The organism is Microbacterium sp. CGR2, from assembly GCF_003626735.1.
Classification (GTDB): domain Bacteria; phylum Actinomycetota; class Actinomycetes; order Actinomycetales; family Microbacteriaceae; genus Microbacterium.
In genome coordinates this window covers 2,617,247-2,632,096 of sequence record NZ_RBHX01000001.1, presented here as the reverse complement: position 1 = coordinate 2,632,096, position 14,850 = coordinate 2,617,247, and the positions used below count along the sequence as shown (strand labels likewise).

Genomic DNA, 14,850 nt, shown 5'->3' with positions numbered 1-14,850 from the left:
GCCGCACACCATGGGGGCGCGATCACGTCAACTGTACCCGAGGGGCCAGCGCGCTCCGCGCCGTGTGACAGCTCGAGTCGCCTACCCGAACGGGTGCCGCGGGTTCAGGCGCTGGGCAGGGTCAGACTCAGGGTGAGGAGACTCAACCAGAAAACGGCAACGATCCCGAGCCCGGCGAGGAACGCCAGCGCGAGTTCTCCCACGCGGCGCCGTCGTCCGATGGCGAAGGCGAATCCGAAGACGATCGCCGGGAACACGACGCCGAACAGCAAGGTCAACCATCCGGCTCCGGTGAGCCCGCTCTGCGCCATGGTGATGAGGTGCGCCACGGCGTTCCACACCGCATAGGCGTACAGGAGACCGGCGAGGCCGATGACGAGTCCGACAAGCCAACGGGGAGAGCCTGCGGATACGGGCGTGGTGGTCTGTGATTCGCTCATGCTCCGATCGCCCCCACTGTGACGAACGGCCAGGGCACGAGGAGCACGACTCCCACGAGGAGCGCTGCCACCCGAATCCACGCGGCACGCCCGCGGGTCAGCACCCAGCTGGCGAGGAACCAGAGCGCGGGAGCGGCGACGGCCAAGACGAACCACGGTACGAACATGACGTCGTCGACGAGGAAGGATGCGAGCGGGCCCAGGCGCAGACCGCCGATGACCCATCCGATCGTGTAGAGGAGGTAGACGCCGCCGACCACTCCGAGGATGAGCAGCATCGCCGTGCTCAGGCCTGCGCGCTCCTGACCGTCGGCAGGCACGACCGTTCCATCCGCCTCGATCCGACCGACGACAGCGCTCCCCTTGCCCACGGCGTTCCACCCGTCGGGAAGTGCGGCATCCTTCTGCGGCGCGGCGTCGTCGCCGTCCCAGCTGAGCGCGTCGTCGGAGTGGGAAGTCATTCCCCCAGAGTAGGACACGCGGTCCACTATGCTCAGGGCATCGGGCCGGAGTGCCCTCGCTTACGGGGAAGGATCGCCGTGACGGAGAACGCGAAGTCGGACCGGATCGACCGCGACACGAGCACACCAGGACGCACCGATCCGCCGGTCGGCTGGACACCCACGCCTGCCGCGAAGAAGAAGGCGACGACGTTCCGCTGGATCGCCGCGAGTCTGTGGGCCTTGGCCATCGCGGGCGAGGCGTTCGGCATCTTCTGGCTGCTGCGTCAGCGGGTCTTCGTCGGGGAAGACGGCGCCCTCGTCCGCGATCCGGAGACCGGGCTCCTGCAGGAGCAGAATGCCACCGCGCAGTTCCCGCAGTGGGCGTTCATCTCTCTTCTCGTCCTGCTCGTGATCATCGCCACGCTCTCCATCACCGGCTCCATCCTGTGGAAGAAGGCCAACCGGCTCGACCCGGCTCGCAGATCGGACACGTTGCGCTTCTTCGTTCAGAATCAGCTCGGCGCCATCATCGCGGTGGTCGCGTTCCTCCCCCTCATCATCCTGATCTTCCTCAACAAAGACATGGACAAAGGGCAGAAGGCGACGGCCGGTGTCGTCGGGATCGCCCTCGCCACGCTCGCCGTCGTCCTCGGCATCGACTTCTCACCGCCGTCGGTCGAGCAGTACACCGCCGACCAGTCGGCGGTCATTCAGCTGCTCGGCAAAGACGAAGTCGTCTGGGTGGACGGCGGCGAGGTCTACCACGTCTGCAACCAGGTGCCGGCCATCCAGACAGGCAGCGAGATCCGAACCGGCACGACGGCGGAGGCCGTCGAGGCGGGGAAGATCCGCCTGACCCTGCAATTCGCGTCCGAGCTGCGCACCTGCGATCTCGCTGTGCCCGAGAACGACGACGAGATCACCGAGGCGCTCCGCGCAATCCAGGCCGGCGAGGTCGACACTCCTCTCCCCGCCCCGGTCTGGGCGGACCCCGCAGACGCGCCGATCCAGATCGACGAGGCGGCGCCCGCAGAGTAGCCGTGTGCCCGGCGCTACCGAGCGCCGAGTGCTTCCACGAGCCGCTCCTCCGCGGCGAAGAGGTGCTCTGCGAGCAGCCTCGCCGCCCGCTCCCCCTCACCGGACGCGACGGCCTCGAGAATCTCGGCATGCTGGGCAGCGATCGCGGCGGCGGCCAGGAGTCGTCGTCCTTGCACCTGCGCCATGCACAAGCGCACCTCGTCGAGGACGCTGCGATACATCCGGCTCGTCCGTTCGCTCTCCAGGGCGTCGATGAGTGCGGTGTGGAACCGAAGATCCGGATCCACGGTGGCCGGATCCGGTCCTGGCGGCAAGGCGAGGATCTCGGCATTCGCGTCCACGGCGAACTGCGGCACCGTCCTGGTCCCTGCGAGTTCCCGCAGGGCGGCGCTCTCGAGTCTCGTTCTGGTGCGATACACGTCTCTGACGGTGGCGGGGTCGATTCCCGCAACCCTGGCACTGCGGTGCGCGGTTCGAACGAGGATGCCGGAGGCGACGAGCTGCTCGATGGCTGCCTTCGCGCTCGGCCGCGCCACGCCGAACGTCCGAGCGACGGCCGCCTCGGTCAAGGGTGTCTCCGGACGGATCTCCCCGCTGAGGATGCGGGCGCGAAGCTGTGCGGTGACCGCGTCGACCACCCCGACGATCCCGAGACCGGAATCCACGCTCGTTGTCATCCGATCAGCTTAGTCAGGCGTACGCTGCCAGTACACTTGTCAGACAATTCCTGTCCGGAGCAGAGGAGCACCGTGTCGACCACACTCGCCCAACCGTTGGACCCCGCGCTGCTCGGGCCCGCGACGCAGGTGCACTCTCGCTCCATCGACCGCTTCGCCCGGGCGCACGACGCGTCGCACTACCTGCTGATCCCTGACGCCGTGCTGACACCTGCCGATGCGGAGGACGTGGCGCGGATCTTCACCGCCGTCCGGGCCGCACGACGCACCCTCACCTTCCGCTCCGGGGGGACGAGCCTCTCCGGACAGGGAGTGAGCGACGACATCCTCGTCGACACGCGGACCAGCTTCCGAGACATCCTCGTCGAGGATCAGGGGGCGTCGGTCCGCGTCGGCCCCGGAGCGACAGTCCGGCAGGTGAACACCCGTCTGGCAAGATTTCGGCGCAAGCTCGGGCCTGACCCTGCGAGCGAGATCGCCTGCACCATCGGTGGCGTCGTCGCGAACAACTCCAGCGGGATGGCGTGCGGCATCACGGACAACTCGTATCAGACCATCGAGTCGATGCGCGTCGTGCTCCCCAGCGGGACGATCATCGACACGGCGAGCCCGAACGCCGACGCCGAGCTGCGTGAGAGGGAACCCGCCCTGGCCGAAGGACTCCTCGACCTCCGCGCGCGTCTGCTCGACTCCCCCGATCACGTGCGATTCATCCGTCAGCAGTTCTCCATGAAGAACACGATGGGATACGGACTCAACGCCCTTCTCGACTTCGACGAACCCGTTCGCATCCTCGAACACCTCATCATCGGCTCCGAAGGGACCCTGGCGTTCGTCGCGGAGGCGTGTTTCCGCACCATCGATGTGCGACCCGCTGTCGCTACCGGCCTCCTGGTCTTCGAGACGCTGTCTGCGGCGATGGCCGCTCTCCCGGCACTCACCGATTTCGGACTCGCCACCATCGAATTGATGGATGCCGCCTCCCTCCGTGTCGCACAGACCCTCAGCGACGTTCCGCAGGCTATCGCCGAGATCGATGTGCGGGGGCACGCGGCGCTTCTCGTCGAAGTGCACGCCACGGACGCAGCCGGCCTCCGTCGTGCGAGCGAAGACGCACAGACCCACTTCGAGTCGCTGCCGCTGGCCGTCTTTCCCCGCCTCACCACCGATGCCACGGAGCGCGCGGCGCTCTGGCAGGTGCGGAAGGGGCTGTACACGGCGGTCGCCGGTGCGCGCCCCTCCGGCACCACGGCGCTGCTGGAGGACATCGTGGTGCCCGTGCCCCGCCTGCTCCATACCTGCGAGCGACTGATCGAGCTGTTCGCCGTGCACGGTTACGAGGAATCGGTCATCTTCGGTCACGCGAAAGACGGCAACATCCACTTCCTGCTCAACGAACGCTTCGACGACCCCGCCAGCGTCGCGCGATACCGGCGGTTCACCGACGATCTCGTCTCGCTGGTCCTGCAGCAGCAAGGATCGCTCAAGGCCGAGCACGGTACCGGTCGGATCATGGCGCCGTTCGTGCGCAAGCAGTACGGCGACGAACTGACCGACATGATGTGGGAGATCAAGAAGCTCTTCGACCCCGACGGCATCCTCAACCCGGGAGTCCTCCTGTCCGAGGACCCCGATTCATACCTGGCCGACCTCAAGCGGGTCCCGACGGTCGAGAGCGAGGTCGACCGATGCGTGGAGTGCGGCTACTGCGAGCCGACCTGCCCCAGCAAGGACATCACCCTGACACCGCGACAGCGGATCGTCATCCGCCGCGACATGGCATGGGCAGAGGAGCAGGGAGACGCCGAGCTGCTGCGCGAGCTGCAGGCCGACTACGACTACGACGGTATGCAGACGTGCGCCGTCGACGGGATGTGCGCCGTCGCCTGTCCCGTCGACATCAACACGGGCGATCTGGTGCGAAGGCTTCGCGCCGAGCAGTCGAACCGGGTGGAAGGCGCCGTCTGGACAGCGGCGGCCACGCACTGGGGAGGCGTGACCCGCGCCGGCGGGGTGGCGTTGACTGTCGCCGACGCGCTGCCGACGCCGCTCGTCCGTGGCGCCACACATCTGGGCCGCGCGCTCCTCGGCGCGGACACCGTGCCCCTCTACGACGACGGGCTCCCGCGGGCGGGACGACGCCCGCGAAGCCGGCCGCGCCGGCGGATGCGCGCGCCGTGTTCTTCGGGTCGTGCATCGGCACGATGTTCGGCGCAGAGAACGACGGTCTCGGCTCCCGTGACGCGCTGCGACATCTGCTCGACCGCGCGGGCATCGCGGTCGTCATCCCGGATGAGCATGGCGGGCTGTGCTGCGGAACGCCGTGGAAGTCGAAGGGGCACCTCGACGGCTACGCCCGTATGACCGACCGAGTGCTGGACACCCTCTGGGAGGCCAGCCGTCGCGGCGAGCTTCCGGTGGTCTGCGACGCCGCCTCCTGCACGGAGGGCCTGGACGTGATGCTCGCGCAGGCCGTCGCCGCGCGCCCCGACTACGCCAGGTTGCGGATCGAGGATGCGACGACCTACGTGGCGCGAGAGGTATTGCCCCGGTTGGACGTGCGGTCGCGGCTCGCGAGTGTCGCCGTGCACCCCACGTGCTCGACGACCGCACTGGGCGCCACCGCCGCGCTGACCGCCATCGCCGAGGCGATCGGCGACGACGTCTTCATCCCCGAGGGATGGGGATGCTGTGCATTCGCCGGTGACCGCGGGATGTTGCACCCGGAACTCACGGCCAGCGCGACCGCACAGGAATCAGGCGAGATCGCGGAGGCGGAGACGTCGCGCGGCGAATTCGCGGCGTACGTCTCAGCGAACCGTACATGCGAGATCGGTATGACTCGCGCGACCGGACGGTCGTACCGCCACGTGATCGAAGTGCTCGAAGAGCTCACCCGACCCTGACACGAAGAACGGGCACCCCCTGAGGGATGCCCGTTCTTCTCGGTCGGTCAGCGGTCAGCGCGCAGCACTGCCGTCGACGTAGTCCTCGTCCTGCTGCTTCCATGCGAAGAGCGAGCGCAGCTCCTTGCCGGTCGCCTCGATCGGGTGCTTCTCTTCCTTCGCACGCAGGGCGAGGAACTCCTCGCCGCCGTTGTCCTGGTCGTCGATGAAGCGCTTCGCGAAGGCACCGGACTGGATGTCGGACAGGATCGCCTTCATCGACTCCTTGACCTCGGGGGTCACCACTCGCGGACCGGAGACGTAGTCGCCGTATTCAGCGGTGTCGGAGACCGACCAGCGCTGCTTGGCGATGCCGCCCTCCCACATCAGGTCGACGATGAGCTTCAGCTCGTGGAGCACCTCGAAGTAGGCGATCTGCGGCTGGTAGCCCGCCTCGGTGAGGGTCTCGAAACCGGCCTGGACGAGGTGGCTCACGCCGCCGCAGAGCACGGCCTGCTCACCGAACAGGTCGGTCTCGGTCTCTTCGGTGAAGGTGGTCTTGATGACGCCCGCGCGCGTGCCGCCGATGGCCTTGGCGTAGGAGAGCGCCGTGTCCCAGGCGTGGCCGGAGGCATCACGCTCGACCGCGATGATGTCGGGGATGCCACGGCCGGCGACGAACTCGCGACGGACGGTGTGGCCCGGGGCCTTGGGAGCGACCAGGATCACGTCGACGCCCTCGGGCGCATCGATGTAACCGAAGCGGATGTTGAAGCCGTGCGCGAAAGCCAGGGTCTTGCCGGCGGTCAGGTTCGGCGCGATGGACTCGCTGTAGATCACGCGCTGATGCTGGTCGGGCGCGAGGATCATGATCAGGTCAGCCCACTCCGTCGCGTCGGCGACCGACTTGACCGGGAAGCCTGCTTCTTCCGCCTTCGGCGCGGACTTGGAACCGTCCTTGAGGGCGATGGTGACCTCGACGCCGGAGTCGCGAAGGTTCTGCGCGTGGGCGTGACCCTGGGAGCCGTAGCCGACGATCGCGACCTTCTTGCCCTGGATGAGGGACAGGTCAGCATCTGCGTCGTAGAAGATCTCGGTACTCACTTGTGTTTCTCCTTGTTCGTTGCGTTTCGTCTGTGGGAGCGTGGGTCAGCCGCGCAGGACGCGCTCGGTGATGCTCTTGCCACCGCGGCCGATGGCGAGAAGGCCGGACTGGGCGATCTCCTTGATTCCGAACGGCTCCAGCGCTTTGAGCAGGGCTTCGACCTTGCCCTTGTCTCCGGTCACCTCGATCACCAGCGCATCCGGGGCGTAGTCGACGACAGAGGCGCGGAACAGATTGACCACCTCGATCACGTTGGACCGCGAGGCGTTGTCGGTGCGCACCTTCACGAGCATGTGCTCGCGCTGTACCGAAGACGTCGGGTCGAGCTCGACGATCTTGATGACGTTGATCAGCTTGTTCAGCTGCTTCGTCACCTGCTCGAGCGGAAGCTGTTCCTCCACATCGACGACGACCGTGATCCGGGAGATGCCCGGAACCTCGGTCACGCCCACCGCGAGGGACTCGATGTTGAAGCTCCGGCGGGCGAACAGCCCGGCGACACGGGTGAGAAGTCCGGGACGGTCCTCCACCAGCAGGCTCAGCACGTGTGTCGACATGGCTCAGTCCTCTTCGTCGAAAGCGGGCGCGTGCTCGCGCGCGTACTGGACATAGCTGTTGCTGACGCCCTGCGGCACCATCGGCCAGACCATCGAATCGGCGCTCACGACGAAGTCGATCACCACCGGACGGTCATTCGTCTCGAGGGCGAGCTGGATGGCGGCGTCCACCTCGTCTTCCTTCTCGACACGGATCGCCAGGCAGCCGTAGGCTTCGGCGAGCTTCACGAAGTCGGGGATGCGCTTGGTGCCATGCCCGGTGTTGAGATCGGTGTTCGAGTGCCGTCCGTCGTAGAACAGCGTCTGCCACTGTCGCACCATCCCCAACGACGAGTTGTTGATGATCGCGACCTTGATCGGGATGTCGTTGATGACGCAGGTGGCGAGTTCCTGATTGGTCATCTGGAAGCAGCCGTCGCCGTCGATCGCCCAGACGTGTCGATCCGGTTCGGCCACCTTCGCGCCCATCGCTGCAGGCACGGAGTAGCCCATCGTGCCGGCGCCGCCGGAGTTCAGCCACGAGTTGGGACGCTCGTACTTGATGAACTGGGCAGCCCACATCTGGTGCTGACCGACGCCCGAGGCGTACACCCCCTCGGGTCCGGTGAGTTCGCCGATCCGCTGGATGACGAACTGAGGGGCGAGCAGACCATCGGTCGTGGGCGCGTATCCGAGGGGGAACTCATCACGAAGCCCGTCGAGGTAGGACCACCATTCCTCGGTATCCGGCTTGCCGCCGTCGATCGCGCCGCGGAACGCGGACTCGAGATCGGTGAGCACGTCGCGCACGTCACCGACGATCGGCACGTCCGCGGTGCGGATCTTGGAGATCTCGGCCGGGTCGATGTCGACGTGGACGACCTTGGCGTTGGGGGCGAACAGCGCCGCCTTGCCCGTCACACGGTCGTCGAAGCGCGCGCCGAGCGAGATGAGCAGGTCGGCTTCCTGCAGCGCCAACACCGCCGGAACCGTGCCGTGCATGCCCGGCATGCCCAGGTGCTGCGGATGCGAGTCGGGAAACGCGCCACGAGCCATCAGCGTGGTGACGACGGGCGCTCCCGTGGTCTCGGCAAGACCGAGAAGCTCAGCGGACGCCTTGCCGCGGATGACCCCGCCGCCGACGTACAACACGGGCTTCTTGGCCTGGGCAAGAAGGGCCGCCGCCGCCTGGATCTGCTTGCCGTGCGCCTTGGTCACCGGACGGTAGCCCGGCAGGTCGACCTTCGGCGGCCACACGAACGGGGCGGTCGCCTGCTGCGCATCCTTGGTGATGTCGACGAGAACGGGGCCGGGACGGCCCGTCGATGCGATCTCGTACGCGGCGGCGAGGGCCCCGGGGATCTCGGCGGCATCCTTCACCAGGAAGGAGTGCTTGGTCACCGGCATCGTGATTCCCACGATGTCGGCCTCCTGGAAGGCGTCTGTTCCCATCAGGGTCGAGAAGACCTGCCCCGTGATCGCCAGCAGCGGCACCGAGTCCATGTACGCGTCGGCGATGGCTGTCACGAGGTTGGTCGCGCCAGGACCGGACGTCGCGATGCAGACGCCCACTTTCCCCGAGGCCGAGGCGTACCCCTCTGCAGCGTGACCTGCGCCCTGCTCGTGCCGTACGAGGATGTGACGAAGCTCCGAAGCATCCATCAGCGGGTCGTAGACAGGAAGGATGGCGCCGCCGGGAAGACCGAAGACATCCTTGATCCCGAGCAGCTCGAGAGCGCGGACCACGGCCTCTGCGCCGGTGATCTCCGGCGCTGCTGCTTGGCGGGCGGGCGGCCTCGGCACGGCCGAAGCGTTTTCAGCAGTCATGAGTTTCCTTCTGATGATCTGTGGAGGACGCCGGATGCCGGTGGCATCCGGGTCAGCCGGTCGTCGCTCCCTCGGCGGCGGACCGCACGAGGCGCGAATACTTGGCAAGAACGCCTCGGGTGTAGCGCGGGGGAAGCGGCTCCCAGCCAGAACGGCGGGAGGCGAGCTCTGCCTCATCGACGAGTAGGTCAAGAGAGCGAGCTGCGATATCGACCCGTATCAGATCACCATCGCGCACGAAGGCGATGGGACCTGCGTCCACCGCTTCGGGTGCTATGTGGCCGATGCACAGGCCGGTTGTGCCGCCTGAGAATCGTCCGTCCGTCAAGAGTAGTACATCTTTTCCGAGCCCAGCGCCCTTGATGGCCGCCGTGATGGCGAGCATCTCCCGCATCCCCGGTCCACCCTTGGGACCTTCGTAGCGGATGACGATGACCGTCCCGGCGTCGATCGAGCCCTCGGCGACAGCATCCATGGCCGCGCGCTCGCGCTCGAACACGCGGGCGGGTCCTTCGAACACGGCGGCGTCGAAGCCCGCGGTCTTCACGACCGCACCCTCGGGCGCGAGCGATCCGTGCAGGATCGTCAGACCGCCCGTGGCGTGGATCGGGTTGTCGAAGGTGTGGATGACCGTTCCGTCGATCGGCTCAGGTTTGAGATCGGCGAGGTTCTCCGCGAGCGTTTTTCCGGTCACCGTGAGAGCGTCACCGTGCAGCAGACCCTCGTCGAGCATCGCCTTCATGATGACCGGGATGCCCCCGTGGCGGTCGACGTCGTTCATGACGTACTTGCCGAACGGCTTCATGTCGGCCACGTGCGGCACCTTGTCGCCGATGCGGTTGAAGTCGTGGAGGTTGAGATCGACCTCGGCCTCCCGAGCGATGGCGAGCAGGTGCAGGACCACGTTGGTCGATCCGCCGAGCGCCATCGCCAGCGCGATCGCGTTCTCGAACGCCTCTTTCGTGAGGATGTCGCGCGTGGTGATCCCCTGCCGGAGCAGGTTGACCACGGCCTCGCCGGAGCGGTGCGCGAAGTAGTCGCGGCGACGGTCCGCCGCGGGCGGGGCTGCGGAGCCGGGAAGGCTGAGTCCCAGAGCCTCCGCCACGGAAGCCATCGTGTTGGCGGTGTACATGCCGCCGCAGGCGCCCTCGCCGGGAGCGATCGCGCACTCGATGCGCTTGAGGTCTTCCTCGCTCATCAGGCCCGCACGGCAGGCCCCGACGGCCTCGAACGAGTCGATGATCGTGACGTCCTTCTCCGTGCCGTCCGACAGCTTCACCCAGCCCGGAGCGATCGATCCCGCGTACAGGAACACGCTGGAGAGGTCGAGTCGGGCGCTGGCCATGAGCATGCCGGGGATCGACTTGTCGCAGCCGGCGAGGAGCACCGAACCGTCGAGACGCTCGGCCATCATCACGGTCTCGACGGAGTCGGCGATGACCTCGCGCGACACGAGCGAGAAGTGCATACCCTCGTGCCCCATGGAGATTCCGTCGGACACGGAGATCGTGCCGAACTGCAGCGGGTAGCCGCCGCCGGAATGCACGCCCTCCTTCGCGCCCTGCGCGAGCCGGTCGAGGCTCAGGTTGCACGGGGTGATCTCGTTCCAGCTGGACGCGATGCCGATCTGCGGCTTCTCCCAGTCGGCGTCGCCCATCCCCACGGCCCGGAGCATGCCCCGGGAGGTCGTCGCCTCGATGCCGTCGGTGACGACGCGGCTGCGGGGCTTGATGTCGATGGGCGCGCTGGGAGAAGGATCATGCGAGGACATGACGGCAGTCTATTCCCGGACCGAGCTGCGCTCGTCCGCGAGCGCCTCCAGAAGCGCGGCGATCTGTTGTGGGTTCTCCACACGCAATGTGGCGGCGGACTCCCCCGGTCCCACCCGCACGCCGAGGTCACCCGGTTGCAGCACACGCATCGCGTCTTCGTCGGTGACATCGTCGCCGGCGAACAGGATGCCGGTCGGGTCGAAACGCTCCCGGAGTGCGGCCATCGCGGCATCTTTGCCTTCCGCGCGGGAAGAGAATTCCAGCACGCGGTGCCCGGCGCGTCGACGCCAGTGCGGGAAGCGTTCCGCGACCAGCGCGTCGATCTCCGCGAAGACGCGGGCCTCGGTCTCCCGGTCGGCGCGCCGGGTGTGCACGCCCATACCGAACGTCTTGGGCTCGAACTCTGCGCCTTCGTAGCGGGCGATGATGGGCCGAGCAGCGTCCCACAGCGCTTCGCGCGCACCATCGTCGGTCGGCTCGCCGGAGGGGGCGGCCTCCCCTGACCCGGGATACCAGTACTGCGCGCCGTGGGAGCCGGCGAGGACGATCGCCGAATCGTCGTCATGCTCGGTGATGACCCGGAGGTCGTGCAGACTGCGCCCGGAGACGAATGCGACGACGGTGTCGGGAAGAGCGGCGAGTCGGGCCACCTGCTCCTTCACCTCCGGCAGGGCGCGTGCCGCCATCGGTTCGGGCACGAGCGGAGAGGCCACTCCGTCGAAGTCGAGCGCCACGACCAGACGCGGGGTCGCGGCAAGCTTCGACAGCGCAGCGTCAGGGGTTCCGGGGATCCAGGTGCGGGTCACGTTTCTCCAGTTCAGCGTCGGGGACGATCAGCGGGCGCTGCGCGCAGCCGCGAGGGCGGACAGGAAGGACTCGGACCAGGCGTTGACGTCGTTGTCGAGGACACGGCGTCGCAGCGATCGCATGCGCCGCGACTGCTCCCTCGGCGGCATCTCCACAGCGCGCATGATCGCGTCCTTGAGTCCTTCGATGTCGTGTGGATTGACCTGAATGGCGCTCCCGAGCTCGTCCGCCGCACCGGCGAACTCGCTCAGCACGAGTACTCCGCGATTGTCGATCCGGGTCGCGACATACTCTTTGGCGACGAGGTTCATGCCGTCGCGCAGGGCAGTGACGAGCATCACATCGGCCGCGAGATACAACGCCGCCATCTCCTCGCGCGGGTAGCCCTGGTGCAGATAGCGGATGGCCGTGTGCCCCATCGTGTCGTTGTCGCCGTTGATGCGACTGACGGCGAGCTCGATCTCGTCCCGCAGGTTTGCGTACGCATCCACCCGCTCGCGGCTGGGGCTCGCCACCTGGACCAGGGTGACGTCTTCCACCGACAGCACACCGGAGGTCAGCAGTTCGCCGTAGGCCTTCACCCGGTGACCGATTCCCTTGGTGTAGTCCAAGCGGTCGACGCCGAGCAGGATGTGTTTCGGGTTTCCCAGGTTCTGCCTGATCTCGGCCGCACGCGCCTGGATGTCGGGCCGCGAGGCGAGTTCGATGTACGGGGTGGTGTCGATGGAGATCGGGAACGACTTCACCAGCGCACGATGCGAATCGCCGCGGTCGTCGATCTCGCCGTTGCCGGAAGGCACCGTGACCGTGGCCGACTTGATCTCGTACTTCAGTCGGCGGCGCACGGCGTTCAGGAAGTTCGTGGCATCCGTCGCCCGCTGGAACCCGATGACGTCCGCGCCCAGCAGACCGCGCAGCACCTGACCGCGCCAAGGCAGTTGCGAGTACAGGCCGTGGGCGGGGAACGGGATGTGGTGGAAGTATCCGATCGTCACATCCGGACGCAGGGCCCGCACCATCTGGGGCACGAGCTGCAGCTGGTAGTCGTGCACCCAGACCGTTCCGCCCTGCGCCACGGCCGCAGCAGCGGCATCCGCGAAGCGACGATTCACCGCGACGTAGGCTTCCCACCACTCCCGGTGGTACTGCGGAGGCGCGATGACGTCGTGATAGAGCGGCCAGATGGTGTCGTTCGAGAAGCCCTCGTAGTACTCCGCCACTTCCTGCTCGCTCAGGGCGATGGGAATGAGGCGAATGCCGCCCGACTCGAACGGCTTCAACTCGACGTCGGCCTGGCCCGGCCAGCCGACCCAGGCGCCGTTGACGGTCTTCATCACCGGCTCGAGAGCGGCGACCAATCCACCGGGAGAGGTGCGCCAGGTCTCCTCACCGTCGGGTCCTACGACTCGATCGACGGGCAGCCTGTTGGCAACCACGACGAAATCTGCGGCGGCCATGATGACTCCTCACGCAAGGGGTTGTTTGCTTCCCAGGCTAGCGAGGTTGCCGCCTCAGTTCTGCCAGCGCCTCACCCGACGCTGTCCACCGGGCGCGTCTGTGCACCGCTGAGGAACCAGTTCGCGACCCCCGCGCTGAACGCGATGGCCGCCGCGATCATCGGAAGGAACAGCGCCGGCGCGGTCCCGAGGCTTTCGGCGATCTCCCCCGTCACCGCCGCTCCCAGCGACTGTCCGACCACGACCCCGGAACCGAGCATCGTCATCACGGTCGCCGATCGACCTCGCGGGCTGCGCGCGGCGCCGAAGCTGTACTGGGTGACCAATGTCGGGCCGATGCCGATCCCCATGATCGCCAGGGCGAACATCATCATCCCCGGCGAGTCGACGAATCCCAGCAGCAGGCTGCCGGCCAGGAGGATGCCGGAGAACACCAACCACCGCGCCCGCAACGAGAATCTCGGCGGAAGCCAGGCGACGCCGAGCGCGAGGACGGCGGAGCCCACGCCCATCACGCCATACAGAAGACCTGCCTGCTCGGGTTCGCCGAGGTCAGCCATGAACGACGTGAGCGAGGTGAGCATCGAGCCGAAGAAGATGCCGACGCCGAGGATGCCGGTGACCACGATGAGCAGCTGCGGACGGAACAACTCAGAGACGGCCGACGGTGCCTTTCCGTCCTCATCGCGGTCCTGTGACACATGCCGGCCGCTGGGGTGCAGCGCGAAAGCGCCCACGAACAGAACTGTCAGCGCGGCCGCGCCGACCAGCGGAGCCCAGGGCGCGATCGCCGACGCGAGGATGCCGACGAGGAACGGACCGAACACGAAGACGGTCTCGTCGGCAGCGGACTCGTATGCCATCGTCCCGGACACCGTCTGCGGTTGGCGGTCGGCGGACACCCGTTCCCGGATGATGCCGACCAGGCGGGAGCGGGACAGCGGCGCCACCTGCGGCGCGGTGGCGCCGATGCCGACGGCGGCGAGGAGCACGAATCCGTCGGCGGCAGAGCCATAGACCACGGCGGTGAAGAGCATAAGCGCCGCGCCGTTGGCGACAGCGAGGATGAGGAGCACACCGCGCTGGCCGAACCGGTCGGCGGCCGCTCCGAGTAGCGGCCCGAAGCAGGCTGTCCCCAGTCCGACGGCGGCGGAGGTGAGACCGCCGAGAGAGAGCGAGCCGCGCGCCGAGACGACGACCGTGAGGACGCCGACGACCATCATGGCGAACGGCAGGCGCGCGACGAACGCGATGAGAAAGTAGGGGAAACCGGCGAGACGAAGAAGATTCGGCTCCGCAGGACTATCTGTCTGGGCCTGAAGTGATGCGTGTGTCATGGCTCTCGCGCGTCGAAGACGCGATGTCGGGTGCCGCCGCTGTCCGAGGGAATGCCCTCGGCCGGTAGATACACGGTGTGCGGCCGCGGTCGTGCCGCGACCTGTCCATGATATCCGGTGCGACTGAGTACTCGCCGAAGCCGGATGGCAGGTCCGAGGGCTCGTTGTCAAGGCTCAGTACGTCAGCCGATGCCGCCCGGTACCGTAGGGGCATGCGCTACCTCTTCAGCACCGGACTCATCGCGGCCATCTCGGCGGGCATCTCGCTGCTGCGCGGCACCCGTGAGGAACCCATCACCTGGCGCTCTGCGTTGTCCTGGCTGAGCTGGGGCATCACCATGGCGCTCGCTGTCGGCGCGGTCGTCGACATGCGTCGCGTACGACACGGCGGTCCTGTCGACGCCGATTCCCCGCAGTCGGTCAAGAAGTCGAAGAAGGCTCAGCGTCTTCAGTTCCGCTCGCAGAAGGCGCTCGCCGACGCGCAGGGTCACGCGCAAGACCGCCGGAGCTGACTCCGGCCCTCCCC

The 14,850-nt window shown here is 67.4% G+C and carries 11 protein-coding genes and 2 pseudogenes; 3 read left to right on the top strand and 10 right to left on the bottom strand.

Annotated features, from left to right (window positions below; translation table 11 throughout):
- Positions 1 to 104: 104 nt before the first annotated feature.
- Both D7252_RS13120 and D7252_RS13115 read right to left on the bottom strand, forming a co-directional pair.
- Positions 105 to 440, bottom strand: coding sequence for a hypothetical protein (locus D7252_RS13120; RefSeq protein WP_120775792.1), 336 nt, complete (start codon positions 438 to 440; stop codon positions 105 to 107).
- Positions 437 to 901, bottom strand: coding sequence for a hypothetical protein (locus D7252_RS13115; RefSeq protein ID WP_120775791.1), 465 nt, complete (start codon positions 899 to 901; stop codon positions 437 to 439). Before D7252_RS13115 ends, D7252_RS13120 begins: the two co-directional genes overlap by 4 nt.
- Before the next feature lie 78 nt (positions 902 to 979).
- Between D7252_RS13115 and D7252_RS13110 the strand changes: the two genes are divergently transcribed.
- Complete coding sequence (locus D7252_RS13110) at positions 980 to 1,921, top strand: hypothetical protein (RefSeq protein WP_251050727.1); 942 nt, start codon at positions 980 to 982, stop codon at positions 1,919 to 1,921.
- Positions 1,922 to 1,935: 14 nt separating this feature from the next.
- On the opposite strand, the gene D7252_RS13105 is transcribed toward D7252_RS13110, so the two are convergent.
- A complete protein-coding gene (locus D7252_RS13105) occupies positions 1,936 to 2,598 on the bottom strand; it encodes a GntR family transcriptional regulator (RefSeq protein WP_120775790.1) in 663 nt (220 codons plus the stop codon).
- Between the two features lie 72 nt (positions 2,599 to 2,670).
- On the opposite strand from D7252_RS13105, the pseudogene D7252_RS13100 reads away from it, so the two are divergent.
- Positions 2,671 to 5,504, top strand: a pseudogene (locus tag D7252_RS13100) (FAD-binding and (Fe-S)-binding domain-containing protein).
- A gap of 54 nt (positions 5,505 to 5,558) precedes the next feature.
- Here the strand turns inward: D7252_RS13100 and ilvC are convergent.
- The 7 genes and pseudogenes from ilvC to D7252_RS13065 all read right to left on the bottom strand — a co-directional run.
- A pseudogene (ilvC, locus tag D7252_RS13095) lies at positions 5,559 to 6,602 on the bottom strand (ketol-acid reductoisomerase); the annotation flags it as partial.
- 30 nt (positions 6,603 to 6,632) lie between these two features.
- A complete protein-coding gene (ilvN, locus tag D7252_RS13090; RefSeq protein WP_120775788.1) occupies positions 6,633 to 7,145 on the bottom strand; it encodes an acetolactate synthase small subunit in 513 nt (170 codons plus the stop codon).
- A 3-nt stretch (positions 7,146 to 7,148) separates the two neighbouring features.
- A complete protein-coding gene (locus tag D7252_RS13085; protein WP_120775787.1) occupies positions 7,149 to 8,951 on the bottom strand; it encodes an acetolactate synthase large subunit in 1,803 nt (600 codons plus the stop codon).
- Between the two features lie 52 nt (positions 8,952 to 9,003).
- Positions 9,004 to 10,722 (bottom strand): dihydroxy-acid dehydratase, encoded by a 1,719-nt coding sequence (ilvD, locus tag D7252_RS13080; protein ID WP_120775786.1) that lies wholly within the window; start codon positions 10,720 to 10,722, stop codon positions 9,004 to 9,006.
- 9 nt (positions 10,723 to 10,731) lie between these two features.
- Positions 10,732 to 11,529, bottom strand: a complete 798-nt coding sequence (gene otsB / locus D7252_RS13075; RefSeq protein ID WP_120775785.1) for a trehalose-phosphatase — start codon at positions 11,527 to 11,529, stop codon at positions 10,732 to 10,734.
- 27 nt (positions 11,530 to 11,556) lie between these two features.
- Positions 11,557 to 12,987, bottom strand: a complete 1,431-nt coding sequence (locus D7252_RS13070) for a trehalose-6-phosphate synthase (protein WP_120775784.1) — start codon at positions 12,985 to 12,987, stop codon at positions 11,557 to 11,559.
- 71 nt (positions 12,988 to 13,058) lie between these two features.
- Complete coding sequence (locus D7252_RS13065; RefSeq protein ID WP_120775783.1) at positions 13,059 to 14,324, bottom strand: MFS transporter; 1,266 nt, start codon at positions 14,322 to 14,324, stop codon at positions 13,059 to 13,061.
- Between the two features lie 212 nt (positions 14,325 to 14,536).
- On the opposite strand from D7252_RS13065, the gene D7252_RS13060 reads away from it, so the two are divergent.
- Entirely contained in the window at positions 14,537 to 14,836 is a 300-nt protein-coding gene (locus D7252_RS13060; RefSeq protein ID WP_120775782.1) for a hypothetical protein, read from the top strand.
- The last annotated feature ends 14 nt before the right edge of the window (positions 14,837 to 14,850 follow it).